This window comes from Streptomyces sp. NPDC048442 (assembly GCF_040651475.1).
Taxonomy (GTDB): Bacteria; Actinomycetota; Actinomycetes; order Streptomycetales; family Streptomycetaceae; genus Streptomyces.
In genome coordinates, this window is the sequence record NZ_JBEZKB010000004.1 from 61,971 (window position 1) to 87,752 (window position 25,782).

The window sequence follows — 25,782 nt, forward strand, 5'->3', positions numbered from 1 at the left end:
CGATCAGCGCCCGGATCTCGCCCTCGTCACCCTCACCCACACCGGCAGTCGCGGCCGTCGCCCCGTCCGCTCCCGCCACGGCCGCCGCCGCTCCACCGCCGGTCATCGCCGTGAGGAAGGTCCGCCGTCCCACGCCACCGTCACCCATGTCTTCACCTTTTGGATCGTTGAGCCGCCCGGTCGCCGCCCGGCCGGCCGATTGCCATGGAGGCTCTCACAGGTGGGCGAGCAGATCGTCCAGCGGGCGCGGCACGCGCTCCAGGTCGAGGGCGTCGACCATGGCCCGCGCGTACTGCTCCTTGCGGCCGCCGGTGGTGCCCATGAAGCGGCGCAGCTGCTGGCGGACGGTTCTGGTGCGCTGGGCGGGCTGGTTGCGGAAGGTGCGCAGGGACCTCAAGTCGCCCTCGGTGTCGACGACTTGTTCCACTCCGGCGGGGCCGAGGGCGCGGATCAGTTCGTCTTCCAGGTCGGCGTCGCACACGTAGAAGCCGAGCTGTTCCAGTTCTTCGTGCGTACGGGGGCTGCCGAGGCCCGCGCGTTCCAGGGCGCGCCGGAAGAAGCCGACCTCGGCCGCGTCGCACAGTCCGGCGAGGGCGACATCGAGCCCCTGCGGGCCGAGCAGGGCGAGGAACCTGCCGATGCTGGTCGCCCCGCCGAGCGGAACGACGCACACGCCTTCCGCTTCGAGGTCGCGCCCCCGGCGCACGGCCAGGGCCTCCAGCGCGGCCCGGTCGCTGACGCCCTCGACGAGGACCACCGTGCGCAGGCCGGACCCTGTCGCCAGTTCGCGGGCGGCTTCGGCGGCCGCGGGGGCATCCGCGCCCCCGGCCGCCCAGGTGACGGCCGCCGCCCGGAAGCGGCCCGACTCGTGCAACTGCTGCTTCTCGTCCACCGGGCCAGTGTCGCAGCCACGTCAAAGGGATAACCGGCCGCAGCTCCGGCGGTGTCAGCCCGGCGGTGTCACCCCGGCGGGGCCACCAGCCCGGTGTCGTACGCGATGATGACGAGCTGCACCCGGTCGCGTGCGTCGAGTTTGGTGAACAGCCGTGCCACATGGGCCTTCACGGTGGCGACGCTGATGAAGAGCGCGGCGGCGATCTCACTGTTGGAGAGCCCGCGCCCGACGTGTACGAGCACCTCGCGCTCCCGGTCGGTGATCGCCCCGAGGGCCTTCAGCGCCGCGGGCGGCGGTCCGGGTACGGGGCGGGCGGCGAACTCGGCGAGCAGGCGGCGGGTGATGCCCGGTGCGATCAGGGCGTCCCCGGCGGCGACCACGCGGATCGCGGCGAGGATCTCCTCCAGCGCCATGTCCTTGACGACGAAGCCGCTCGCGCCCGCCCGCAGCGAGCCGTGGACGTACGCGTCGTCGTCGAAGGTGGTGAGCATCAGGACGCGCACCGAGGGGTGGGCGGCGGTGATCTGCCGGGTGGCTTCGATGCCGTCGGTGCCGGGCATCCGGATGTCCATGACGACGACGTCCGGGCGGTCGGTGGCCGTCCTGGCGACCGCCTCCGCACCGTTGGCGGCCTCGCCGACCACCACGAGGTCGGGGGTGTCGGTCATCAGAACGCGCAGCCCGGCCCGTACCAGCGGCTGGTCGTCGGCGAGAAGTACGCGCACGGTCATCGCGGCACCACTTCCTGCGCCACTGCGGTCGCGTCGGCCGGCAGCGGCAGCCTGGCCGTGACACGGAAGCCGCCGCCGGGGCGCGGTCCCGCGGTGAACTCGCCGTGCAGGAGCGCCGCCCTCTCCCGCATCCCGACCAGCCCGTAGCCGATCCCCTGCGGCCGGCTGCCGCCGCGCCCCTCGTCGACGATCTCGATGCCGATCTCCTCCTGCTGCTGCAGGAGGGTCACCCGGCAGCTCGGTGCACCGGAGTGCCGTACGACATTGGTGACCGCCTCCTGCACGATGCGGTACGCGGAAAGGTCCAGGTCGGCGGGGAGCAGTCGCCGCTCCCCCACCCACTCCACGTCGACCCGCACCCCTGCGGCGGTCGTCGTCGCTGCCAGCCGGTCGAGGTCGGCGAGTCCTGGCACGGGGTCGAGCGGGGCGCCTTCTGGTAGGTGTCCCGGTTCGGCCTGCCGGAGTGCGCCGAGCATGCGGCGCAGCCCGGAGAGGGTGTCGCGGCTGGTGGTCTCGATGGCGGTCAGCGCGTTGCGGGCCTCCTGCGGCTGGGTTTCGATGACCCGGCTGCCGACACCCGCCTGGATGGCGATGATGCCGATGCTGTGCGCGACCATGTCGTGCAACTCCCTTGCGATGCGCAGGCGTTCGGCGGTGACGGCCTGGGTGGACGCCTGGGCGCTGAGGGCTGCGGCGTGCTGACGGCGCTCGCGCACCGAGTACCCGGTCACCCATGCGACGGCGAGCACGAGAAAGAACAGGACGAGGGTGCTGGTGTAGTCGTTCGACCCCGAGGTGAAGTACGGGGCCACCGACGCCTGCACCGCGAGCACCGCGACCGCCGCACCGATCGACAGCCGCAGCGAACGCGTGGCCGCGATGATGCCCACCGCGAGGACCCCGGACAGTATGAGCGCGTACCCGGCCCACCCCGACTCCATCTGCACCGGCATCACGGGGTAGCCGCGCGGCAATTCCCCCCGCTGGGCGTGCACCGTCGTCCCGGCCGCGAACATCCCCACCAGGACCGACAGCAGCGCGGGCAGTGGCCGGCGGCGCAGCAGGCCCACCGGCAGCACGGACAGGAGGGCGGGGAGGAGGACCTGGAGAGCGGTGATGGAGTAGTTGCGGATCTCGAACACCGTGAAGTAGAGGGCCACGGGGAAGACGGCGGCCCCGGCCCAGGCCAGGGCATTCAGGACCTCCGGTGTCGGGCGGCGCACGAACGGTGCGGAGCGGAGCGCGGGCCGGAGGGGGCGGGGCGCGGGCGGGACGGCGACTTCCTCGTACATATGGCCGATCGTAAGGGGCGGCCGACGGCTGGTCATTGGCCCGTGGACGTACGCCCACGGGCTGCCCGCACCGCCGGAAGGTGGCCGCCGGTCCGATGCCGGGCCGGGGGCGGTCCCGGCACTGTGGAGCACATGATCGAAGTCAACGAACTGACGAAGAGTTACGGGAGGACCACCGCCGTGCGCGGTCTGTCCTTCACCGTGCACCCGGGACACGTCACCGGGTTCCTGGGCCCCAACGGCTCGGGGAAGTCCACCACGCTGCGGATGATCCTCGGCCTGAACGACCCGACCTCCGGTACGGCACTGGTCGACGGCCGCCCGTTCCGGGACCGGCCGCGCGGGCTGCGGCACGTCGGGGCGCTGCTCGACGCCCAGGACGTCTACAAGGGGTACACGGCGCGCGCCCATCTGTCCGTACTGGCCCGCAGCAACGGCATTCCCTTGCGGCGGGTGGCCGAGGTGCTGGAGGAGGTGGGTCTCGCACAGGCGGCGGAACGGCGGATCGGCGGGTTCTCGCTCGGCATGAAGCAGCGGCTCGGCATCGCCGGCGCACTGCTCGGTGACCCGCCCGTGCTGCTCTTCGACGAACCGGTCAACGGGCTCGACCCGGAAGGGGTGTTGTGGCTGCGCCACCTGTTGCGGCGGCTGGCGGGCGAGGGACGGACGGTGTTCGTGTCGAGCCACATGATGTCGGAGATGGAGAGCACCGCCGAACAGCTGATCGTCATCGGGAGGGGTGAACTGATCGCCGCCGAGAGCCTGGTGGAGTTCGCGGCGCGCGGCACGAGGCTGAGCGTGTCGGTGCGCACTCCGGACGCGGTGTCGCTCACTCCCGTACTGACCGGCGAGGGAGCAGCCGTGGAGGCAGGCACGGACGGACTGCTGACAGTGACCGGGCTGCCCGCGTCCCGGATCGGGGAGCTGGCCGCCCGGCACGGGGTCGTCATGCACGAACTGACCACCCGTACCTCTTCGTTGGAAGAGGCCTTCATGGAACTGACCGCCAGCAGCGTCGAGTACACGGCCACAGAGACCGGCACGACAGGAGCAACCCGATGACCGCCCCCCTGACCGCTTCCCCGCCGACCGCCACCGCCGGGACCGCGGTCCCCGATGCCCGTCCCCGCTTCCTCGACCTCCTCGCCGCCGAGTGGACCAAGCTGTGGTCACTGCGCTCGATGCGCTGGGCCTTCCCGGTGACCGCGCTGATCGTCATCGGGATCAGTGCGAACGGCGCCCTGGCCGACTACCGGAACTGGCCGAACTATTCGGAGGACATCCGCGAGCAGTTCGTCCCCACCTGGGCCATCCGGGACGCCTTCCCGATCACCTCCGCCACGGTCCTGATGATGATCATCGCCACGCTGGGCGCGCTGACCGTGACCAACGAGTACTCCAGCGGCATGATCCGTACGACACTCGCGGCCGTCCCCGCCCGTCGCTCGATGCTCGCCGCCAAGATGATGGTCCTCGCCGGGGTCACGACCGCCTTCGGGGTGCTGGTGGTGGCGGTGTCGTTCACGTTGTCACAGGCGATCCTGTCGGGGCGCGGGGTGAGTGTGGGCCTCGGCGATCCGGAGGTGCTGCGTTCGCTGGCCTCGTCGGCGGTGCTGGCGCCGGTGAGCGCTCTGATCGGTCTGGGCGTCGGGGTGCTGCTGCGGCACGGTGCCGCCACCGTGGCGGTGACGGCACTGGCCCTGATCCTGCTTCCGTCGTTCCTCACCGAGAACGAGCAGTGGACTGCCGCGCTCAAGTACGCCATGCCGCTCAACGCCTGGACGAATCTGTGCGCCATCGCACCGTCCTGGATGCAGCCCGCCCCTTACGTCCCCTCCCTGACCCACTCGTGGATCGTGCTGGCGGTGTGGCCAGTGGTCGCGGTGGCGCTCGCGCTCGGCCTCGTACACCGCCGGGATCTGTGACGGTTCGTCACCTCCCCACCGTCACCGGTACATCGCCTCTATCTCGCTCTCGTACGCCGTCTCCACGGCCCGCCGCTTCACCTTCAGCGACGGTGTCAGCATCCCGTTCTCTTCGGTGAACTCACCCTCCACCAGCCGGAATCGGCGAATCGACTCGGCCCGTGACACCGCCTCGTTGGCGTAGTCCACCGCCTTCTGTACGTCGGCGCGCAGTTCGGGGTCGTCGAGGAGTGTCACGAGCGGGATGTCGCGCGGCCGCTTCCGTACGGCAAGCCAGTGCTGGAGCGCGTCGGGCTCCAGGGTGACGAGGGCGGTCCTTCTTGCGGCCGGTGATGGTGAGGTAGCCGTCGTCGTCGAGGGCGCCGAGGTCGCCGGTGGCGAGCCAGCCGTCGCGCAGGACCTCGCCGCTCGCGACCGGGTTGTTCTCGTACGAGCCGAACACGATGGGCCCCTTGACCAGGACTTCTCCGTCGTCGGCGATACGTATCGAGGTGCCGGGCACGGGCTGGCCGACGGTGCCGGGGCGGGGCGCGAGCGGCGGCACGATGGTGGCTGCGGCGGTCGTCTCGGTGAGGCCGTAGCCCTCGTGGACGGTGATTCCTGCGGCGTAGAAGAAGAGGTTGAGGCGGCGGTCGAGCGGGGAGCCGCCGCTGATCGCGTACCGCAGCCGGCCGCCGAGCTCCTTGCGGATGCGCCGGTAGACCAGCAGTTCGTACAGCGCCCACCCGGCGTACAGCCCGAGTCCCGGCCCCTTCCCCCTGCCGAGGAACTTCGCGAGGGATGCCTCCCCGAACCGCACTGCGATCCGGTCGGCGCGCTCGAAGGACGCACCGCGTCCGATCTTCTCGGCGGTGGCCCGCCCGGTGTCGTGGATCTTCTCGAAGAGGTACGGCACTCCGACGATGAAGGTCGGCTTGAACTCCTGTAATTCCGGGCGTAGTTCGTTGGGTTTGATGCTGGGGCAGTGGCCGATCTCGATACGGGCCTGGAGGCAGGCGACCTGGATCGCCCGGCCGAGTATGTGGGCGAGCGGCAGGAAGAGCAGGGTGGAGGCCTTCTGCCCGGTGACGGCCTCGAAGACCGGGTGCAGCAGCCCGACCGTGTTGCCCGCCTCGGCGAGGAGGTTGGCGTGAGTGAGGGCGCAGCCCTTGGGGCGGCCGGTGGTGCCGGAGGTGTAGCAGAGGGTGGCGACGGTGTCGGGGGTGAGTGCCGAGCGGCGCTTGGTGACTTCCTCCTCGCTCACTTCCCTTCCCTGGTCGGCGAGTTGGGACATGGCGTCCGCGTCCAGGGTCCAGACGCGCGGGGGGATTTCCGGTTCGGGCGCCGCCCCGGCGACGAGCGACGCGTTCTCCAGGGTCTCCACGACCGCGAACCGGGCGCCGGAGTCGCGCAGGATCCACTCGATCTGTCCGGCCGACGAGGTCGCGTAAACGGGTACGCTCTGGCCGCCCGCCGCCCAGATCGCGAAGTCGAGGACGGCCCACTCGTAGCGGGTGCGGCTCATCACGGCGACCCGGCCGCCCGGTTCGAGCCCGGCGGCGATCAACCCCTTTGCCGTGGCGGTGACTTCGGCCGCGAAAGCGGCGGCGGTGACCGGCCGCCAGAGCCCGGTGCGCGGGTCCTTCCGGCGCAGCACGACCTGGTCGGGCACCTCGGCGGCGTTGAGGTGGGGGATGTCGGCGGTGCTTCCGGTGGCGGCGCCGGTGACGAGCGCGGACGCGCGCGCCTCGCGCACCACGCCGCCCTCGCGGGTCAGTTCCACGGTGACGCGGTCGGCGAGACCGCTGTGCTTGCGCGCCTTCTGCAGATCCTTGCGTACGCCCATCACGGCTCCTTGGATCCAGCTGAATTTCCGCCGACAACCTACCGCCGCGTAGGACCGTGGAGAAGTGCTCCGCACGGTCACTGGACCGGTCCCCTCCCGCGTGCACCAACGGCCCACCGGTGTGATCGTGCGAAGGTGACCACTGCCAGCGAGAACGCCAGCGCATCAGCACCTGCGGCGGAGACCGCCGCACAGCCCGTGCCGCCCGTCCTCGACGGCCGCAGGCGCAACATCGTCTTCGGCACGATCATGCTGGGCGTGCTGCTCGCGGCCCTCGACCAGACGATCGTCGGCACGGCCCTGCCGACGATCGTCTCGGATCTCGGCGGGGCGGCCCACATGTCGTGGGTGGTCACGGCCTATCTGCTGGCGGAGACGGTCGCGACGGTCCTGGTCGGCAAATTCGGCGACCTCTTCGGCCGGAAGATCGTCTTCCAGGTCTCGGCGATCGTCTTCATCACGGGCTCGTTCCTGTGCGGTCTGGCGACCGACATGACGCTGTTGATCGCCTGGCGCGGGGTGCAGGGCATCGGCGCCGGCGGTCTGATGGTCACGGCCATGGCGCTGATCGCGGACGTGATCCCGCTGCGCGAGCGCGGCAAGTACCAGGGTGCGATCGGCGCCGTCTTCGGCGTCTCGACGGTGATCGGCCCGCTGCTCGGCGGCCTCTTCACGGACCACATGTCGTGGCGCTGGGCGTTCTACGTCAACGTCCCGATCGCGATCCTGGTGGTGATCGCGGCAGCCCGTACGATCCCCTCCGTCAAGTCGGCGCACAAGCCGCGCATCGACTACCTCGGCATCGCCCTGGTGGCGCTCGGCTCCAGCGCCCTGGTCCTGGCGACGAGCTGGGGCGGCAACGAGTACGCGTGGGGCTCGGTGACCATCATCGGCCTGTTCGTCGGCGGCATCGTCGCCCTCGCGCTCTTCTGCGTGGTGGAGACGCGGGCGGCGGAGCCCATGCTCCCCATGAAGCTGTTCGCCAACCCGGTCTTCACGGTCTGCTCGATCCTCAGCTTCATCGTGGGCTTCGCGATGCTCGGCGCGATGACGTTCCTGCCGACGTACCTGCAGTACGTGGACGGGGACTCGGCCACGGTCTCGGGGGTCCGCACGCTCCCCATGGTCGTCGGACTGCTCATCGCGTCGATCTTCAGCGGCAACGTGGTCAGCAAGACGGGCACGTACCGTATCTTCCCGATCATCGGCTCTGCAGTGATGGGCCTCGGCCTCTATCTCCTCTCCCTGATGGGCCCGGCCAGCAACACCTGGCTCGAATCCCTGTACATGTTCGTCCTGGGCGTCGGCATCGGCCTCTGCATGCAGGTGCTGACGATCGCGGTACAGAACACGGTCGACTACGCGGACCTGGGCACGGCCACCTCCGGCGTCACCTTCTTCCGTACGCTCGGCAGCTCGTTCGGCGCGGCCGTCTTCGGCACGATCTACGCGAACTCGCTGAAGCCGAACCTGGAGGCGGGGGTGACCGCCGCGGTACGCCTGGCACCTCCCGGAACGGACCCGGCCTCGGTCGCCCAGGCCGCGCAGAACCCGCAGGCACTGCACAGACTCCCGGCGGCGCAGGTGGCACCGATCGTCGACGCGTACGCGGAATCCCTGTCCACGGTGTTCCTCTGGACGGTGCCGGTGGCGGTGCTGGGCTTCATCGTGTCGCTGTTCCTGAAGCAGGTGGAGCTGCGGGACACGGCCCGGGTGGGCTCCACCGACCTCGGCGACGGCTTCGCACAGCCTTCGCAGAGCGGGGCGGGCGGCTCGTCGCAGGCACTGGAGCTGGCGGTCGCACGGATCCTCCGGGCCAAGGGCGCGCTGACGGCCCGCCAGATCGTGAAGGATTCCAACACCCGGCTGGACATCGCGGGGGCGTGGGCGGTCATGCAGGTGCACCTGTTCACGCGCATGGTCGGGCACGCGACGCTCGGGCTGATCGCGGGACGGCAGAACGTACCGCCGGAGGTGCTGCTGCCGGTCTTCGACCGGATGGTCGACGAGGGCTATCTGACCCGCGACGGCAACTTCCTCTCCCACACGGCGGCGGGCGCGCGCGAGGCGGAGGTCATCGCCGGGGCGTGGTCGGACTGGCTCGGCGCACAACTGGAGAAGGACGCGGGCCGGCCCCGCAGCGCGGAACTGAGGGCGGCGGCGGACCGGATCGCGAAGAGGCTGCTGGCGGAGGACCTGGCGGCGAATCTGCCGGTGCCGGTCCAGGTGCAGGTGAGGAGTGGGGCAGGGGCTTCGGTCGGATAGGCGGCGCGTGCGGCACTGCCCCGGCCGGAAGCCGGGCCGGGGCACCTTCGTACGAAACGGTCAGCCGGTGACGCGCAACGCATCACCCTTCACACCGGCCACGAACGACGACCACGACGCAGCTCCGAAGACGAGCGCGGGCCCTTCGGGGGCCTTGCTGTCGCGTACGGGTACGAGGCCGGGGAAGCGGTCGGCGACCTCGACGCACTGGCCACCGTCGGTGTTGCTGTACGAGCTCTTACGCCAGACAGCGGTACTCAGGTCGATGGATCGCACGGTAGGTCCTCCAACATGTCCGAAATGAACTTCCGCGACTCTGTCGGGCTCAGGGCCAGGTCGCGCACCACATCATAGGCACGCTGCATGCGCTCAACCTGCCTGGATTCCGGCACCAGTTCACCTCGGAAGTTGCTTTCGGTGTACGCGAAGGGCTGGCCGTCCGCCATCCGTAGAAACATCACGTCCGTGCTCATCAGATGATGCAGCCCGGCGTCGAACGGCAGCACATGCAGCGCGATGTGGGGACGGTCGGCGGCCTCCACCAGATGCTCAAGCTGTTCCCGCCACACGCGCGGGTCACTCAACGGAATCCGCAGGACCGTCTCCGACAGGATGGTGCGGAACTGCGGCGCACCGTCGCCCTTCAACAACTCGGCCCGCCCCACACGAGCGGCGACCTGCTGGTTCAACTCCTCTCCCCGCAGCCCACCCGCCGCGAGGGCCTCGCGGGCGTACCCCTCGGTCTGGAGCAGTCCGGGTGGCGCACTCACCGCGTAGTGCCACAGGCTGACGGCCTCGGCCTCCAACGTCATGTACCGCCGGTACTGCTCCCGGAACTGCGTCGGATCCCCCACCGCGAGCTCCCACAGCGTCAGCAGCAGCCCAGGCGTCCCGTAGTGCTGGTCCAGCGCCTGGACGACCTCGGGCCCGCCGATTGTCTCCCCGCTCTCCATCTTCCCGAACAACGGCCAGTCCCAGCCCAGCACTTCACCCAGCTTGCGCAGACTGTCACCGCGCTCGGTACGCAACCGGTGCAACTCCTCGGCGAACCGCACCCGCGGTTCCTGGCTCCGACCGGTAATGACCCGCCTCGTCGGCATCGCATCGACCTCCATGGCTCACTTCACTCGTGGAAGGTGTGGAACTAGCTCCAGGGAGAGGGGAAGCTCATCCCAAAACGGGCATTCGGACTGCAACTCGGGGTCACTCTCGTAGTGCCCAGCAAATACGCAGAGTAGTCCAAGTGCCGTACGCCTCTCAGGTGTTGGCCGGACGGAGCGGAACGGAACATGACGGCGGAACGACGGCCATCGACGACGAGCGACGAGGACCCGGTGGTGCTGAGCTGGGGTTACGGGCCACGGGCGGTGGGGTTGGCACGGGAGGAACTGCGGAAGTCGCTGGCGGGGTGGGGCCTGACGGCGGCGGAGGACCCGGCGGTCCTGGTCCTCTCGGAACTGCTCACGAACGCACAGCGGTACGGACGGGTGCCGGGCCGGGAGATCCAGACGAGATTCATCCGCCTGGGCGGGGGCGCCGGGGGCGGCGTACGAGTAGAGGTACACGACGCGTCACCCCGCGTCCCCCACCGCCGGGAGGCGGCTCCGGACGAGTGCGAGGGCCGCGGCTTGTCCCTCGTGAACCTGGTTGCGGACCGCTGGGGAGTATCGGACCGGAACGGCCCCGGCAAGCTGGTGTGGGCAGAGTGCACACCAGAACAACAGACGCCGACCATGACGAAGGCGGCCAATCGATGACGACGGCGAACCCCAACTCACCTCGCACGACAATGCGTTGGGTGCACTGGATCGTGGAGCCGGACCGGCTGCCGGACGCGGAGCCGACGACGTACGCGATGCAGTGCGCGGTCTGCGAGCAGAGCTCGGACCCCCACGTGGACTTCCAGGAACCGAAGACGTGGGTCCTGCGCCACGCGGCCCGCAACCCCTGCCACCACACCTACCGCGAAATCATCGTCCGGCCGTGGCACGCCTGGATGACCGACTGACGAGGCTGTGCACAGCCACAAGCGGCAGAGGCCGACCAGGGGCAGACGGCAGCGCCTGGCCCTCGAAGGGGCGGCGAGGCCGGCGCTCCCCGCCCGGCAGCACCGCCCAGTTATCCACCCCGTATCCACCCACCTATCCGGCCCGCTATCCGGCCAGTTGACCGGCCAACCCCCGCAGCCCTCGCCGCGCGGCCATCCGTACAGCCCCCGCCTGCTTCCCGAGAACCCGCCCCGCCTCGGGACTCCCCAGCCCCACGAGCACCCCGAGCAGCACGGCCTCGCCCTGATCCGGCGGCAGCTCCCTGACCATCCTCATCACGCATGCGGTCGAGAGGGCCTCCAGCACCACGTCCGCCGCATCCCGGGCGACGGGTCCGGCGTCGACGTAGGACACCTCCCACGACACGGGCTGCAGCCGGCTCCGTACCCACCGCAGATGATCGACGGCCCGGTTGCGCGCAACGGCCCGCACCCACCCCCGAAAGGCGTCCCCGTCGCCACGGAACTCCCGCACATCCCGGCTCACCTGCAACCAGGCCTCAGAGGCGACGTCCTCAGCCTCCTCACCGACGAGCGTCCTCACAAACCGCAGCAGCCCCGGCTGCACCAGCCGGTACGCAGTGGCGAAGCAGCTCTCGTCCCCCTGCCGCGCCCCCTCGACGGCCCGCGTCAGCTCCGCACGCGCCGCTTCTGTGTCCAGGTATCCCCCACTGGCAGACACACGTTCCTCTTCACGTCGCTGACACGGTGCATCGTGCCCATGTGCGCTGTACCGGGACACGTCACACACCAGTCACAGCCCGACAGCGAACACACCCCTACCACAGGACACACCGGCACTGCATGACACCTCAGATTCCCGACAAGTAACGGAAAGGCCGCATAAAACGAAGCTAGATATGACAGCCGGACGTCGAACCCGTCCCACTGGCACTTGGTTGCTCACGACCGCCTCGGCCGACGCCGAGGCCGGGTCACCCCGGCTTTACCGCGAGCGTCGCGAAATAGTTCGACATGTATGGGGCGGATGCGTTGGACTGGTGCGGTGCTTCCGTGAAGCCGGTGAGGGCGAACCCCGCGGCGAGTTGCCCGCCGATCTGGTCGGTGAGGGTGTGGCTGTATTCAAGAGCGGCATCCGCACCGAACTTCTCGGCGCGTTCCTCGGCGGAGTAGTGCGTGACATCGCTGTAGGGCAGCTTGTGGACGACTACCAGCTCGCCGCGCTCATCGAGGGCCTCGTGGTCGAACAAGTACGCATCAGGGTTGAGGAAGCCCGCGAGCAGAGTTCCGCCCGGTCGCAGGACGCGGAAGCACTCGCGCCACACCGGTGCCAGTTCGGGTACGAAGAGGTTCGAGACCGGGTGGAACACCACATCGAATGCCGCGTCGCCGAAGGCGCCGAGGTCGCGCATGTCTCCCAGGACGGTGCGGAGTTCAAGTCCGTCGCGCGCCGCCACCATCTGGTCCTGGTCGAGCTGGCGGGGCGAGTTGTCGAACACGGTGACCCGCGCCCCTGCGGCGGCGAGGATCGGACCCTGCTGACCACCGCCGGAGGCCAGGCACAGCACGTCCTTGCCGGTCAGATCCTTCGGCAGCCAGGAGCGGTCGACCGGCTCATGCCCGATGAGAACAATCGACCAGTCGCCCGTGCGGGCGCGCTCGACATCCTCAGTACTCACCGGCCTCGACCACTCGTTGCCCTCCTGGACGTACTTGTCCCAGGCTGCCCGATTATGGGCACCGGGGTCGCCGACAAGGTCATCCACGTGTAACTCCCTGCTACAGCCAAGCGGACACCACCGTTACCGAAAGTTCGGCGCCGCCAGCCAACACGATCGCGGGTGCGGGCTCAACGAAATTAGCGGGGGACGAGGCGCCAACGGGCTCGCGCCGGGTGATTGCGCAGCGGGTACGTATGGACTGGTTGACGGGGTCGCGGAAGCCGTAGGCGTCGCGGGCGACGGTCTTGATGACCCGGTTGGCCCCTTCGGAGCCGACATCGGTGGTCCCGGTGGTAAGCAAGTCGGAGGTCACAGCCTCGCCAGGATTCTGACGAATTAACCGCATGTGATCAAGGAGTTCCAGGGAAATTCCTTCGTGAGTCGAGAAAATCCCCAAGTACCCGTTGAATTCACCTCTGCCGAACACCTCGCAGATTTCCTTGAAGTCACTCGGGAAGAGAGTTTCGAGATCCCTCTCGATTTCAGACCAAGAGATTTGAAATTCTCGCGAATCCCAATTGCTGCTTCGGCAAGCATTCCGAGCCACGACATAAAGATCCTTATCGGGACTTCGAGTTCAGGATCTTCGGATCCTGGACCCCTGGAACCCTCGGTCGACTCAAATAGGCAGCCAGTCCGGCCACCACGGGGGCGCATTGTCCGGAGCGCAGGCACTGACGCTGACTGGGTAATCGGTTGGAGCATTCCAGATCGCCATGAGAACCCAGTAGGCACACAGCGTGGCGAGTACAGCCACTGAGGAGGCGAGAAGAAGACTTCTCCCCCCGAGCACCCCGAACGCGAGGGACCAGATCAACGCGACTGCAACCCATATGGCGAAGAATATAGGGATCAAAGACCAGAAGTTTGCTGCTGCATTGATTCCAATTTCACACTCGCCCCATACTCTCGCAAGCATTGCAGTTCCACTAAAGGCGACGATAACCCCCATAAGGGGGCCCAGCAAGCAACCGGCGAGGCGGCGCGCAGCCGACAAGTCCTCAGACATTCCCTTCTTCTCCTTCTGGGCAGAGTACTGGGTGCCCTACCGCAGCAGGGCACCCGGCTCACTTTCTACCCTCTACCGACCGCCGGAATTGGACTCCGGTACTGTGCCGAGGGATACGAATATGCACTGAGTTGACGGCGGATGCCAAGAATACCTGTCTGGAATTCCTTAAACGTCATATCGGCGCCGCATTTGTCGTACATTTCGATTCCGGCTCTACCGTTATGACATCGCCAGGGTCAGTCTCTCCGACCGCACTGCAAAAGTCCGCCCCCGCGCCGCCATGCAAAGCCTTCCCAGTGAGAGTCGCTGGCCCCAGGGGCTGCCTTGGTAGGAGGCCGTGAGTTTGTCCGCGACTTCCTCGGTGAGGAATTCGCTGGACATGCCCAGGTAGTTGTACTCGGTGGCCTTTCCGGCCTCGGTCTTCGAGGTCGTCCGGTCCAGCGGGTCGAAGGCGTACGTCGTGGACTTCAAAGTCCCGGTCGCATCGGCCTTGTCGTGCTTGACCACGTGGTCGAGGCCGTCGTACGTGTTCTTCTCGATGACCTTTCCGCCCGGCCTTGACCGAGTCCTGGCGGCCGAACGGATCGTAGACGTAGTCCGCGACAGCCGTGCCGACTGTGGACTTCAGGAGCCGGTTGCGGTCGTAGCCGAACGTCGTCGTCTTGCCCTTGACCGTCTGCGAGATGACGTTCGCGTTGTCGTCGTGGACGTACGTCTCGACGCCCGCGCCGTTGGGCCCGGCAAGCTGGTGCAGGCGGAGTCCGAGAGGATCTGATCGAGGGTGGGTGATTCCGTTACAGCGAGCGGCGCAGCAAGGCGCTCGACTGGGAAGCCCAGCCGAGCGCCTGCCTAAACCGCTCAGGGCCTCGAAGCACAACAGGATAGAAGGGCTTCGCTATGCCGCCACTCCGAAAGGTCCTTTTGTGGCTCAGGTTCGAGGCTGAACTGACGGATTCACTTCTGGTGAACCTCAGAGTGGACTAATCCACTCCGGTGAGTTTCAGTGACTGGATTCATCCTACTCACTCACCAGACGATCGCCGATTTCGTCCACTGTGGCGCTCTCCAGTTCTCCGACTGTCCAACCCTTGGATTCCATACGACTGAGAAATTCGGCCGGCAGGTCTACGTGATATTTCCTCACGTAGTACGTCAGACTACTCGGCCACACCCACACACCATCTGTCTGGATTGCGAACTGGCAGATGCTCCCGATGTCCGCGTCCAGAAGGTCACCGACCCACTGACTGGCGGCAATGACGACTTCCCCCTGCTCCAGGTAGCGCGACGCGTCTTTCTCCCACGAAGATTCAGAAGTTGTTGCAACAGCAAGGACGTCCGCTGCAGATTCGTAGAACCCTGCGCGCCGAATGCTCGATTTTCCCGTCATCTTCCGCCTCCAGGTTGGAAACTCTTCCAGGCTCCGCCGAATTGGGACATATTTACTGCAGCACCCTCGCGGCCGATACTGAGTCTACCGTTGGGGCGCACGTACAGGTAGCCGGTGGGTGCCAAGACTTCCGTGCCGAGCCTATTGGAAAGATCTTGTGCGAAGGTTCCTGCGGACGAGCCAGTCTGGCAAGAGCAGAGCCTAATTGGCCCACCAGCGTAATTTGGATCGCTCTTTATCAGACCTGCGAGTACACGGTGGTTCATCACACCAGATCCGCTCTCCGCAGCATTGAAACCAGGGGCAACACCATACGGGGACCCGTGGATCCAGACGTCGTTGTACCCTTCGGCGGGCTTGACCTTTGGAATGTACTTTTTGAGGATATCGTCCTCAGCGAAGAAATTTTTGGGTTGCTTTGCAGCAGGTGCAGTTTTAACTGTCGGCGTCTTCGACGTCTTTACTGCGTCGCCTGCGCTTGCGATACGTTCGGCGGACTTGGGAGCTTTCGCGATATCGCCGAATGGAAGGAATCCGATGATTCCTGCGGCAATACCCCACCCATCACCTTCATTCCATGACCTCTGGAGGTCGTAGGCGTCGCATCCCAAGCCAACTATAGGGACCCAGCCGCACCCGGCGATGCTGATTTCCTTGGCCGCTGCTGCGTTCTCGGCTGTCTTCTCCGGGGTGTCTTCCGAGTCCGTGCAATAGGTGGCGAGGCCAGTGCCCTTGCACTTGAGTTGATGGCCGTCGAGTTCTATCCCTCCGATCGGGTTGCCACCAGCGAAGGCATACCGGTTTCCAGTCATGGGATCGCTGCCGAGGCGCATGTCGTCGAGGGCGCCGTTGTACATGTCCCGGCTGGTGAACCGGTTCAGACCCGGGTTGTAGTCCCGGAAGCCCATGTCGTACGTGCCCGAAGAAGCGTCCCATCGCTTCGAGTTGAATCGGTAGGGGTTGTACGCCTCTTTCGTCGGGTCCGCCGCCGAGGGCTTGTCGATGCCCGTGAAGTCGGACGCGTCGTCGGTGCCGTATGCGGTGTACCCGTACGTCGCCTTCGCGTTGCCGTCCTTGTCCGTCAGGTTTTCGACGTCCGTGTGGCTGTTGTAGCCGTAGTACGCCTCGTCGGTCTTGCCGTCGGCCGCGTGCTTGACCTGGGAGAGGCGTTCGCCCCACGGGCTGTACTGGTACGACGCCGTGAGCTTGGTCGCGACTTCCTCGGTGAGGACTTCGCTGGACATGCCCAGGTAGTTGAACTCCGTGGTCTTTCCGGCCTCGGTCTTCGAGGTCGTCCGGTCCAGCGGGTCGAAGGCGTACGTCGTGGACTTCAAAGTCCCGGTCGCATCGGCCTTGTCGTGTTTCACGACGTGGTCGAAGCCGTCGTACGTGTTCTTCTCGATGACCTTTCCGCCGGCCTTGACCGAGTCCTGGCGGCCGAAAGGATCGTAGACGTAGTCCGCGACAGCCGTTCCGACCGTCGACTTCAGGAGCCGGTTGCGGTCGTAGCCGAAGGTGGTCGTCTTGCCCTTGACCGTCTGCGAGATGACGTTCGCGTTGTCGTCGTGGACGTATGTCTCGACGCCCGCGCCGTTTCCGGTCTTGTCGGCCTTGGCGAGCCGGTCCGCCGGGTCGTAGGTGTAGTCGGTCGTGGAAGAGAGAGTCGCCGTCGGTGTGTCGGCGTTCATCTTCTTCGCGACGTCCTGCGCCTTGTTGCCGTTCGCGTCGTACGCGTACGCGTGGTCGGAGATCAGGGTCCCGTCGGGCTTCTTCTCCGTCTGGGTCTTGAGGGCTCCGTCGAGGTAGTACGTGTAGCCGACGACGTTCTTGTTGCCCTTGATCTCCTGCTTCTTCTGGCCCCGGTCGGTGTAGTCGTACGTGGAGACCTTCGCCGCCGCGTCGTCGGCCGACTTGCCGACCGTCACCGTCCTGACCAACTCACGCAGGTCGTAGGTGTACTTGGAGAACTGGTCCCGGTGGGTCTGCGTCTCCGGCTGGCCGTTCGCGTCGTAGGTGTAGGCGGTCTTCTTGACCTCCTGGCCGGCGAGGGCCTCGGTCACCGTCTGGACCTGGTTCTGGCCGTTGTAAGAGACCGTGTACGCGTCGATACGGCGGCCCGACGACGTGTCGTCGACCGAGGTCATGTTGCCGTTGACGTCGTAGGAGTACGCGAAGGACTTCTTTTCCACGTCCACGTCGGCCGAGTTGTCCCGGACCAGCTTCACGCTGTCCGCGGCCACCGTCCCCGCACCGGATTCACCGAGCTTCAGGCGGGCTTCCGTGCCCTCCTTGAAGTCGTAGTCACCGATCTTGACCCAGCTGCCGGCGTTCGCCCGCTGGTCGACCTTGACGGCCGACGATCCCTTGGCGTGGGTGAGGGAGTACGTCGCGGACGGGGAAGCCCCCGCCACCTTCGGGTACTTGACGTACGCCGCGTACCGGCCGTCCTTCGGGATGTTCAGCGTCCACTGGAAGGAATCCGTACCCGTGCCCGGCGCGTGCACGTGGTCACGGCCGAGAGTGCTCTTCCACTCCGGAGCGCCCGTCGCCGCCACGTTCTGCTTGTCCGTGTTGTTGACGAGCACCACCGACTGGCCGACGGGGATGCCGCCGTCCTGGAGGGTCTTGAGCTTGCCGTCCGGGTAGTGGTCCCACGTCATCGTGCGCTTGGAGGAGCCGCCCGCCGAGGTGAGCGTGCGCGTCTTCTGCCGGCCGAGGTCGTCGTAGTCGTACTCCGTGAGAATGTCCCACGGGTCCTTCGACGACTTGACCCAGCCGGTGTCGTAATAGGAGTAGATCGTGTCGTTGCGGGTGCTCTCGCCCGAGCTCGGCGGCATGGAGACCTTCGCCACCCGGCCGACCTCGTCGTACGACGTCTCCGTCCAGACCTTCTTGTTGTAGCGGGCGTCCGCAGGGTCGTACGGCTGGTACTGCCGGCTCGGCCGGTTCAGTGCGTCGTACGTCGTCTCGGACGTGAAGTCATCTGCGGAATCGGGGGTGTTGACGCCACGCGGCGAGAAGACTTTGACGGTGTTGCCGACCTGGTCGTAGCCGAACTTCGTCTCCCGCGTCACGCCCGCCGCGTGCGGCGCCTGGACGACCGCGAGCTTGCCGCGTTCGTCGTAGTGGCGCAGGACCTTGTTGTTCTCGGCGTCCGTCGCCGAGACCGTCAGCGAGTCCTTGTCGTATTCCTGGCGGCTCGTTTTGCCCGCCGCGTCCGTGACCGCCCGCACTCGGTGGTTCAGGTCGTACTCGGTCTTGGACGTGAAGTCGTCCGACGAAGCGGTCTTGTTCTTCTTCGGGTCGACGACCGTGACCGGGTTGCCGACACCGTCATAGACGTACGACACCTTGTCGCCCGCCGCGTTCGTCACGTCCGTGAGCTGGTAGATCTCGTCGTACGTGTTGGTGGTGACGTAGTCGTTCGCGTCCGCCGGCGTCGCCGTGCCCTTCGGCTCGGTCGTCGACTTCAGGTTGCCGACCTTGTCGTACGCGTACGTCGAGCGACGCTCGCCCGAGGTGGCCGTGTCCTGCGGGGCCGTGGCCGAGACGATCTGGTCGGCCTTGTCGTACACGGCCGTCGACACGGCGTCGTTGATCGCCGTGGACTTCTCGACGTTGTCGTTGGCGTCGTAGACCGGCGCTTTCGTCGTGAGCCTGGTGGTCGCGTCCTTCGGGACGGTCGAGACCATCGGACGCCCGTACGTGTCGTACGTCTGCGTGGTCTTCTTGCTCAGCGCGTCCACGACGGACAGCACCTGACCGCGCTCGTCGTACTCGGTGAGCGTGCTGCGACCGAGCGCGTCCGTAGTCTTGCGCGGGTAGCCGACGGGGGCGAAGTCCGCCGTGGTGGTCGGGTTGCCGTTGGCGTCCGTCGTCTTGACCAGCCGGCCGTACGAGTCGTAGTCGTACGTGGTGGTGTAGTCGCCGGCCTCGGTGGACGCGACGCCCTTCGGGTCGGTGACCGTCTTGAGGTTGCCGAATTCGTCGTAGTCGAACTGCCAGCTGCGGTGCTCCGCCGACGTCTTCTTCCGCAGGTCGGCCGCGTAGCCGTCCACCTGTGCCTTGTACTCGTACCGGACGGAGTCGGCCGGGAACTTCCCCGGGCCCGCGCATTCCTCCGCGCCCGGCACGCCCTCCTTGTTGTCCTCGGCACTGCGCTGCCAGATCGGGAAGCCGGTCTTCTGGTCGTAGCAGTAGGCCGTTTTGGCGCCGTTGTTCTCCTCGATGAGGGAGACGTTGTGGTCGTTGTCCCAACTCATCTTGGTGGTTTGGGACTTGGCGTTGGTGACCGAGGTCGCGCGGTCCAGGCCGTCAGTGACGTACGTCGAGGTGTGGTTCTCGGCGTCGGTGACCTTGGTGGTGCGTCCGCTGCCGGTCGGGGTGTACGCGAAGGTCGTCTCCGCTGAGAGACGGTCGGTGAGCTTCCTGGTCGACCAGCGGTACTCCGGGTCACGGTCGTACGCAACAGAGGTGGCATTGCCACGCGGGTCCGTCACCTTCGTCAGCTTGACGTTCTTGTTGCCCTGCGCCGTGTCGTAGCCGAACTTGAAGACCTTCGGCTGCGACGACCCATCGCCGTCCGTGAGGCGGCCGAGCGTGCCCTGCCTGGTGTAGTGGAAGGTGATCTTGCGGCCCGAGATGTCGGTCATCGACTTCACGTGGTCGTAGATCTTCGGGTCCCACAGGACGTAACCGGTCTCCTTTTCACCGGACGCGTTGATGTACTCGTACGTTTTGTCGCCCGGCAGCCAGTAGTCCAGTTTCAGGGACGTGCGGCCGGCCGGGTCCTTGATCTCCTTGAGGAACTTGACCCACCGGTTGCCGGAGTCGCGCACCTCGTACACGTACGTCTGGGTGTTGCCGTTCCTGTCGACGACCTGACGGAGGTAACCGTCGCAATCGATCAGGAATCGGGTCCCGTCGGGGCGGGTCATGGTCCAGGCGTCCGCGACCTCGTCCATGCCGTCGGTGCAGGTCACACCCTGCTTCGGCTTGAGGAGGTAGTGGTATCCGGCCGACGAGCGCCAGGTGCCGTCGCCCTGCTTGCGGAAGATGTGCTGGGTGCCGTCGCCGTCGGTGATGTAGACCTCGCCCGGCGCGCTGTCCGGGTGGAAGTCGAGCATCGTGCCCAGCCGCATCGGGCCCGCCGCCTGGGCGGACCAACCGTGGCCGAGCTGGGTGTCGGAGGTGTCCTGGGCGTTGTAGGACAGGCGGACGAAGGTGTTGAGGCCGCGGCCGGGGTTGTTGAAGGCGTTGTAGGACCACACGCCGTTGCCGGAACCCAGGTTGGACATGAACGTCGAGCCGGCGCCGGTGTTCTTGCCCGTGTAGGAGTGGTACTTCTCCATACCCAGACGGTCGGCGGTCGGGTCCTCGACCGCGACCGGCTGCTCCAAGCCGCCGATGCTGTCGGTCTTCGACAGCCAGGTGCTGGTCTTGGAGTTGAAGACGTCCCAGATCAGGACGTGGCCCTCGCGGCGGTTCCCTTCCACCGACGGGGACTTGACCGTGGCCTTGACGATCGTCTTTTCGCCGGGGAGGAGTTTGGGGACGTCGGTGCGGAGGTTGAGCGCCGGGGTGTCGGTCAGCTCCGAGCCGTCCGGCAGCGCCCAGCGGTAGGAGAGCTTGCGCTCACCGGCGGGCCACTCGGTGTCGCTGGTGTTGGTGAGCGTGACGTCGACCGGGTAGGTGTTGTCCTCGGACATACGGGTCGGGGTGTGCGGGGCGTAGTACGTGTTCCACGGCGTGGAGTCCACGTAGATGACGCGGAGTTGGGGGCGCAGGCGCTCCTCGGCCGCCTCGGCGGACAGGAACATGGTGCGTTCCTGGGCGGCAGTTGCCGCCTCGTTGTTGAGCTTGATCAGCGCGCCCTTGTTGTCGGACGGCTTCTCGATCCACTTCTGGGTCAGGGAAGTGGCGTCCCAGGTGTGGCGGCCGACCTCGCTGGTGATCCCGCCGACGGAGTCGGAGACCGCCGGACCGAAGTCACCGCCGGGCTTGGTCCACGCGGTGGCCGCGTCCGCCTTGTTCCAGGTGGCGGACGCCTCAGCGAAGTCGCGGCTCAGCGGGGCGAGTTCGTACGTCGCGCCCTTCGTGCCGGTCGTGGTCTCCGCTCCCCAGAGCTGGACCTGCGACTGGAGAACCGTCGCGGTGTCGGGGATCGAGTCGGTCGGGAACTTGAACGCGCTGCGGGTCGTTCCCTCAGTGCGGGAGTTGTTGCCGACACTCAGCCAGGCCTGATCCGCACCGTCGGCGGGCAGCTTGTCCAGGTTGGCGTCCGGCTTCAGCGACGACAGGGTGGTGTCGGATGCTGCGGGCAGAATCCGCAGGGTCCTCCCGGCCTTCGGCACGCCGACGTCCCGCACCGGTGAGCCGAGGACCTTGCCGCCCTTGGTCTTCACCGCGATCTGGTAGTAGTGCGTGCGCCCGATCTCGTGCACACTGGCCGCCGGGGTCGGGGCGGCGGAGACGTCCTGGTACGACGTGTCCGTCTTCGCGACGGGGGCGATCAGGGTATCCAGGCCCGCCGTGAAACCGGGCTTGTCGGAGCGGTGCACCTGGTACTCGACCAGGTCGTTCGCCGCATCACCGGTCGTGTTCGCGTACGCGGCCCAGGACAGCTCGGGCCCGTTGCCGTGTACGACGGTCGGCTCGCGCAGCTCCGTGCCGATCGCACCGTACGTGACCGTCAGACGGGGGTAGTTGGCACTCTCGCCGTCGTAGTCGCCGTCGGCGGACTCATAGCGCGGACCGCCGAGCGGGCCGGCGGCCGACTCGTCGACCGCCTTCACCACGAAGCCGTGGTTGGCGGCGCCGTCGACCCACTTCTGCACGGTGTCCTTCACCGGGAAGCGGTGCCAGGTGCTGTGCTGGCCCTTGGTCTTCACGACCTGCGCATCCGCGACGAGACGGACGGAACCGGCGAGCGTGCGCTCGTCCTCATCGCCACTGCCGGAGAGGACCACCTTGCCCGCAGTGCCGCGCGCGAAGTCCACCGGACCGCCCAGGGGCGACCAGTTCCCGGCCTTGGCCTCGCTCTGGTCGAGAGTGGTCTTCGTGCTGCCCTTGCTGCCGGTGACCGTGTACGGGGCCTCGGTCGCCGCGTCTTCGAGGGAGGCGCCGGCGGGGACGCGGACGTCCACCCGGTACTTGCCGGACTCCGGGACCTCCGGCTGCCAGGCGTACGTCTCGCCCTTGGCCGCGTTCTGGTTGTACGCGAAGTCCCCGCCAGAGGCCTGCTCCTTCGGCCACTCCCCTACGGCAGCCGTACTGCCCGCAGTGCCCGCATCGGCCTGCACCGACGTCCCCGACACCTCGCCCACCAGGGCATTCGTGTTCGTCCACGTCGCCGTCGACTCGTCCCACGCACCGGTCGCCCGGTGCGCGGCCAGCGGCACGTCGTACGCGTTGCTGCCGTGCACCTGGTCGAAGTACAGCCCAAGACGCGCCGAGTCGATCTTCGTCCCGGCCGGAATCTGGTCCAGCGGGAACTTCAGGAGGGAGCGGGCGACGCCCGCGCCGGTCCGGCCCACCGACATCTTCCAGGAGGTGCCGAAGTTCTCGTCCGGGGTGTCGGACAGGACCATCGTGTCCTGCGACTGGCCGGGGAGAGGCGCCACCGTGAGGGTCGGGTCGACGGTCACCGGGTACTGGCGGGCCGGGTCCGCGAGCCACTTGGCGTCCGGGGTGACGGTCAGCCGCCAGCCCTTGCCGTCACGCACCAGCTTCTGTGTGACCTTATTGCTGCTGACCTGCCCATACGCGGAGGACTCCGACTTCTTCGAGTCCGTCATGAACGGGGCCGGGATCACCAGCACCGGGTGCTTGGACGTCTCCCCGTAGAACGCGATCGACCCGTCCTTGCGGGACTTGGGCGTCAGCCCGTCCGTACGGAGCTTGAAGGCGAAGGAGAGTGGTGTGTCCGGCTTCTCCGCCAGGACGATGTTCTCCTTCACCTGCCCCGCACCGACCTGGTAGACAAGATCGGCACCCGACTTCGGGTCCTTGTACGTGACCGTGTCGTCCTTGACCGCCGGCGTCAGCCCGCCCGCCGCACCATCGAGTCCCAGGGTGACCGACCGGCCGCCCCCGACCTCGTACCGCAGCAGCTCATCAGCCTTGCTGCCGAAGTAACTCGCCGCCGTGTTCGTGGTGTTGGCGAGCCTTGGCCCGGACTTCCGTACCGCCGTGTCGATCGGCTTCCAGGCCGAGCCCTGCCGGTACGACGTCGGGAACGCGGACAGCTCCGCCTCCACCCGCCCGTCCGACATCTGCCAGAACCGGGCACTCGACGTTCGCTCGCCGGTCAGTTCCTTGACGCGCTTCGCCTTCGGAGCGTTCTTCCCCTCCGGGAGCCGCTCCCGGCTGGGTATCTCCAGCTTGCCGCCCGCAGGCGGCGCCTTCGCGTCGCTGCCCTTGTCGTCGTCGCCCCCTCCGAACCACCCGGAAACGGTATCGACGAAGCCCTTGCCGTCCCCGTCGTCACCCCCACCAGGAGCGGGTGCCGCGTAGGCGATCTGGGGAAGCGCAGTCCCCATGACGGCCGAGACGACGAGGGCGGCGATGAATCTTCGGTGCCGAGTCCTCACTTGCTCAACTGCCTTTCCCCAAGCCGCAGTTCACCAACCGGTGAATGCGCGCAGGGCTAAGCACTGCCACGGGAATCTCCCGGTCAGTGATGAAGCAGTGAGGTTTCTACGCACGCACATGACACACAGTCAAGGAGCTGCAAATGTCGGGCACTTGCGCCTAAAGCGCGGTTTCACACGAGATCCCGGCAGCCCGAAATGCCTCCCTTATCCCCACAGTGGCGCGCCCCGGGATCTCTGCTATAGAACCGTCCGGACAACACCACCTCGACCGCTCCTGCACAACCGCCGACGACGAAGGCAGCCCATGACCACGACGGAAACTCCAGCACCCACGGACTCCGGCCCCACGGACGGCGCTTCCGCCCGCCGCCGGCCCCGACTCCTCGCTGCCGGGGCCGCCCTCCTCCTCGCCGTCGCAGCCGCCTACGGCGTCTACGCCCTGACCAACACGGAGACCCCCGCCAAGCCCCCGGTCCCGACCGCCGCCGTGACGTACGAGATCACCGGCACCGGCACCGCCGACATCACCTACCTCGCCACCAGCGAACAGGGCACCGCCACGCACGAAAAGGCCGCAACCCTCCCCTGGAAGAAGACCGTTCAGGTCCCTCTCGGCAAATCCCCGGTCATCAAGGTCCAGCTCCCGCAGCAGGGCGGCACCGCCACCTGCGCCCTCGCCATCCGCGACCAGCACCAGCAACGTGCCACCGCCTCCGGCCCGTACGGCCGCACGACGTGCACGGCGCCTCTCCCTGCCGAGAGCCGTTAGGCCCGTTCCTCAGACCCGCACCCGCACCCGCAACCCGCCCAACCTCCACGTCCCCGGATCCATCGCCCGCGGCGACTCCCCCACCGCCTCCAGAGCAGGGAACCTGCGCAGCAGTCCCGTCAGCGCCACCTCCGTCTGGATGCGCGCCACCGACGCGCCCAGGCAGAAGTGCGAGCCGTGCGCGAAGCTCAGGTGCGGGGCCGGGGGCGTCGCACGCCCCACGTCCAGCCGGTCCGGCGACTCAAAGGCGCGCGGGTCCCGGTTCGCCGCCGCGATCACCGTCGTCACCGCCTCCCCCTTCGCCACCCGCACCCCGTGCAGCACCACGTCCTGTGCCGCGTACCTCGGGATGGACAGCAGTGTCGGGCCCGCCCAGCGGGTCAGTTCCTCGACCGCTCCCGGCATCAGCGACGGGTCCGCGCGCAGGGCGGCGAGCTGCTCGGGGTGGTTCAGCAGGGCGTCGAGCGCGTTGGCCACGAGGTGCGTCGGCGTCTGGCCCGCGAGAACGACGTGCCAGACCAGGGTCACCATCTCCACGTCGCTCAGCCGGTCACCGTCCTCGTCCTGCGCACGGATCAGGTCGCCGAGCAGGTCCGCGGCCGCACCCGGGGCCGCATCCGAGGCACCATTCAGGCCTGCAAGCTCGTGTCGCCTCCGTTCCACCGCCTCTTTCGCCCCCCGTACGATCCCCGGAATCGCCGCCGCGAACTCCGCACCCGCTCCGGCCGCCACCGTCGCCCCGTACTTCCGCCACTGCGGCCTGTCCTCCTCCGGGATGCCGACCCATTCGCAGATCACTTCCATCGGGAGGTGCTGGGCGAAGTGCGCGAGGAGGTCGACCGTGCCGTCCTCCGGCGAGACATGTGCGGCCAGTTCGTCGAGGAGACCGTCGACGATCGCCTCGATGCGCGGGCGGAAGGCAGCGGCCCGGCGCGCGCCGAACGCCGGGGAGACCAGCCTGCGCAGCCGCAGGTGTTCGGGGCCGTTCATCTCCGCCATGGTCCGCATGTACGGGACGCAGTCGTCCGGGACTTCGGGGCGCAGGAAGCTCTCGGTGCGGATCTCGAAGCGCGGGTCGCTCAGCAGGGCGCGGGCCTCCGCGTAGCGGGTCACCGCCCACATGCCGCCGAAACCGGGGGCCACGAGACGGGCCACCGGCGCCTGTTCGCGGGCGCGGCCGTAGACCGCGAAGGGGTCGCGCATCACTTCCGGGTCGGAGAGCTGGATCTCCGGCGGCACACACTCTTCCTTCGTACGGGGAGTACTGGGAGTACGGGGAGTGCTGGGAGTACTGGGCGTACTCGGGGCACTGGAAGTACTCGGCGTGCTGGGCATGGGCGTGCCCTCCCTCTCAC

The 25,782-nt window shown here is 67.6% G+C and carries 18 protein-coding genes and 1 pseudogene; 6 read left to right on the forward strand and 13 right to left on the reverse strand.

Going from position 1 to position 25,782, the window contains the following annotated elements; translation table 11 throughout:
• Nucleotides 1-214 precede the first annotated feature (214 nt).
• From AB0D18_RS08080 to AB0D18_RS08090, 3 genes are all read right to left on the reverse strand, one after another.
• Entirely contained in the window at nt 215-874 is a 660-nt protein-coding gene (locus AB0D18_RS08080; RefSeq protein WP_362414691.1) for an ATP-dependent endonuclease, read from the reverse strand.
• A gap of 86 nt (nt 875-960) precedes the next feature.
• Nucleotides 961-1,626: a response regulator transcription factor gene (locus AB0D18_RS08085; protein ID WP_362414185.1), complete on the reverse strand. Its 666-nt coding sequence runs from the start codon at nt 1,624-1,626 to the stop codon at nt 961-963.
• Complete coding sequence (locus AB0D18_RS08090; protein WP_362414187.1) at nt 1,623-2,918, reverse strand: sensor histidine kinase; 1,296 nt, start codon at nt 2,916-2,918, stop codon at nt 1,623-1,625. The genes AB0D18_RS08085 and AB0D18_RS08090 overlap by 4 nt, the downstream gene beginning before the upstream one ends.
• A gap of 132 nt (nt 2,919-3,050) precedes the next feature.
• On the opposite strand from AB0D18_RS08090, the gene AB0D18_RS08095 reads away from it, so the two are divergent.
• Together AB0D18_RS08095 and AB0D18_RS08100 are read left to right on the forward strand one after the other, a co-directional pair.
• Nucleotides 3,051-3,980 carry an ATP-binding cassette domain-containing protein gene (locus AB0D18_RS08095; RefSeq protein WP_362414189.1) on the forward strand — a complete coding sequence of 310 codons (930 nt, stop codon included), beginning with the start codon at nt 3,051-3,053 and terminating at the stop codon, nt 3,978-3,980.
• A complete protein-coding gene (locus AB0D18_RS08100; RefSeq protein ID WP_362414191.1) occupies nt 3,977-4,843 on the forward strand; it encodes an ABC transporter permease in 867 nt (288 codons plus the stop codon). Before AB0D18_RS08095 ends, AB0D18_RS08100 begins: the two co-directional genes overlap by 4 nt.
• A 21-nt stretch (nt 4,844-4,864) precedes the next feature.
• Here the strand turns inward: AB0D18_RS08100 and AB0D18_RS08105 are convergent.
• A pseudogene (locus AB0D18_RS08105) lies at nt 4,865-6,668 on the reverse strand (AMP-dependent synthetase/ligase).
• 135 nt (nt 6,669-6,803) lie between these two features.
• Here AB0D18_RS08105 and AB0D18_RS08110 point away from each other — a divergent pair.
• Nucleotides 6,804-8,933, forward strand: coding sequence for an MDR family MFS transporter (locus AB0D18_RS08110; protein WP_362414193.1), 2,130 nt, complete (start codon nt 6,804-6,806; stop codon nt 8,931-8,933).
• A gap of 60 nt (nt 8,934-8,993) precedes the next feature.
• Here the strand turns inward: AB0D18_RS08110 and AB0D18_RS08115 are convergent, their stop codons facing one another.
• Both AB0D18_RS08115 and AB0D18_RS08120 read right to left on the reverse strand, forming a co-directional pair.
• Entirely contained in the window at nt 8,994-9,209 is a 216-nt protein-coding gene (locus AB0D18_RS08115; protein WP_362414195.1) for a DUF397 domain-containing protein, read from the reverse strand.
• Nucleotides 9,191-10,033: a helix-turn-helix transcriptional regulator gene (locus tag AB0D18_RS08120; RefSeq protein ID WP_362414693.1), complete on the reverse strand. Its 843-nt coding sequence runs from the start codon at nt 10,031-10,033 to the stop codon at nt 9,191-9,193. The genes AB0D18_RS08115 and AB0D18_RS08120 overlap by 19 nt, the downstream gene beginning before the upstream one ends.
• A 189-nt stretch (nt 10,034-10,222) precedes the next feature.
• On the opposite strand from AB0D18_RS08120, the gene AB0D18_RS08125 reads away from it, so the two are divergent.
• Nucleotides 10,223-10,690 (forward strand): ATP-binding protein, encoded by a 468-nt coding sequence (locus AB0D18_RS08125; protein WP_362414196.1) that lies wholly within the window; start codon nt 10,223-10,225, stop codon nt 10,688-10,690.
• 32 nt (nt 10,691-10,722) lie between these two features.
• Entirely contained in the window at nt 10,723-10,941 is a 219-nt protein-coding gene (locus tag AB0D18_RS08130) for a hypothetical protein (RefSeq protein WP_362414695.1), read from the forward strand.
• 145 nt (nt 10,942-11,086) lie between these two features.
• Here AB0D18_RS08130 and AB0D18_RS08135 read toward each other — a convergent pair whose 3' ends face one another.
• The 6 genes from AB0D18_RS08135 to AB0D18_RS08160 form a co-directional block, all read right to left on the reverse strand.
• Complete coding sequence (locus AB0D18_RS08135; protein ID WP_362414198.1) at nt 11,087-11,662, reverse strand: RNA polymerase sigma factor; 576 nt, start codon at nt 11,660-11,662, stop codon at nt 11,087-11,089.
• 253 nt (nt 11,663-11,915) lie between these two features.
• Nucleotides 11,916-12,707 carry a methyltransferase domain-containing protein gene (locus AB0D18_RS08140; RefSeq protein WP_362414200.1) on the reverse strand — a complete coding sequence of 264 codons (792 nt, stop codon included), beginning with the start codon at nt 12,705-12,707 and terminating at the stop codon, nt 11,916-11,918.
• A gap of 13 nt (nt 12,708-12,720) precedes the next feature.
• On the reverse strand, nt 12,721-13,209 hold the full coding sequence (locus tag AB0D18_RS08145; protein WP_362414202.1) for a hypothetical protein: 489 nt from the start codon (nt 13,207-13,209) through the stop codon (nt 12,721-12,723).
• A gap of 684 nt (nt 13,210-13,893) precedes the next feature.
• Entirely contained in the window at nt 13,894-14,181 is a 288-nt protein-coding gene (locus tag AB0D18_RS08150; RefSeq protein ID WP_362414204.1) for a hypothetical protein, read from the reverse strand.
• Between the two features lie 511 nt (nt 14,182-14,692).
• Nucleotides 14,693-15,064 carry a hypothetical protein gene (locus AB0D18_RS08155; RefSeq protein WP_362414206.1) on the reverse strand — a complete coding sequence of 124 codons (372 nt, stop codon included), beginning with the start codon at nt 15,062-15,064 and terminating at the stop codon, nt 14,693-14,695.
• Nucleotides 15,061-23,655, reverse strand: a complete 8,595-nt coding sequence (locus tag AB0D18_RS08160; protein ID WP_362414208.1) for a DNRLRE domain-containing protein — start codon at nt 23,653-23,655, stop codon at nt 15,061-15,063. Before AB0D18_RS08160 ends, AB0D18_RS08155 begins: the two co-directional genes overlap by 4 nt.
• Nucleotides 23,656-23,962: 307 nt before the next feature.
• Here AB0D18_RS08160 and AB0D18_RS08165 point away from each other — a divergent pair, with 307 nt between their 5' ends.
• Entirely contained in the window at nt 23,963-24,427 is a 465-nt protein-coding gene (locus AB0D18_RS08165) for a hypothetical protein (RefSeq protein WP_362414210.1), read from the forward strand.
• 9 nt (nt 24,428-24,436) lie between these two features.
• Here AB0D18_RS08165 and AB0D18_RS08170 read toward each other — a convergent pair whose 3' ends face one another.
• Nucleotides 24,437-25,666, reverse strand: a complete 1,230-nt coding sequence (locus tag AB0D18_RS08170) for a cytochrome P450 (RefSeq protein WP_362414212.1) — start codon at nt 25,664-25,666, stop codon at nt 24,437-24,439.
• Nucleotides 25,667-25,782: the final 116 nt, after the last annotated feature.

Coding starts and splice junctions, on each gene's coding strand:
- AB0D18_RS08085 (WP_362414185.1), bottom strand. CDS start 1,626: ATGACCGTGCGCGTACTTCTCGCCGACGACCAGCCGCTGGTACGGGCC.
- AB0D18_RS08090 (WP_362414187.1), bottom strand. CDS start 2,918: ATGTACGAGGAAGTCGCCGTCCCGCCCGCGCCCCGCCCCCTCCGGCCC.
- AB0D18_RS08095 (WP_362414189.1), top strand. CDS start 3,051: ATGATCGAAGTCAACGAACTGACGAAGAGTTACGGGAGGACCACCGCC.
- AB0D18_RS08100 (WP_362414191.1), top strand. CDS start 3,977: ATGACCGCCCCCCTGACCGCTTCCCCGCCGACCGCCACCGCCGGGACC.
- AB0D18_RS08120 (WP_362414693.1), bottom strand. CDS start 10,033: ATGCCGACGAGGCGGGTCATTACCGGTCGGAGCCAGGAACCGCGGGTG.
- AB0D18_RS08125 (WP_362414196.1), top strand. CDS start 10,223: ATGACGGCGGAACGACGGCCATCGACGACGAGCGACGAGGACCCGGTG.
- AB0D18_RS08130 (WP_362414695.1), top strand. CDS start 10,723: ATGCGTTGGGTGCACTGGATCGTGGAGCCGGACCGGCTGCCGGACGCG.
- AB0D18_RS08155 (WP_362414206.1), bottom strand. CDS start 15,064: ATGACGGGAAAATCGAGCATTCGGCGCGCAGGGTTCTACGAATCTGCA.
- AB0D18_RS08165 (WP_362414210.1), top strand. CDS start 23,963: ATGACCACGACGGAAACTCCAGCACCCACGGACTCCGGCCCCACGGAC.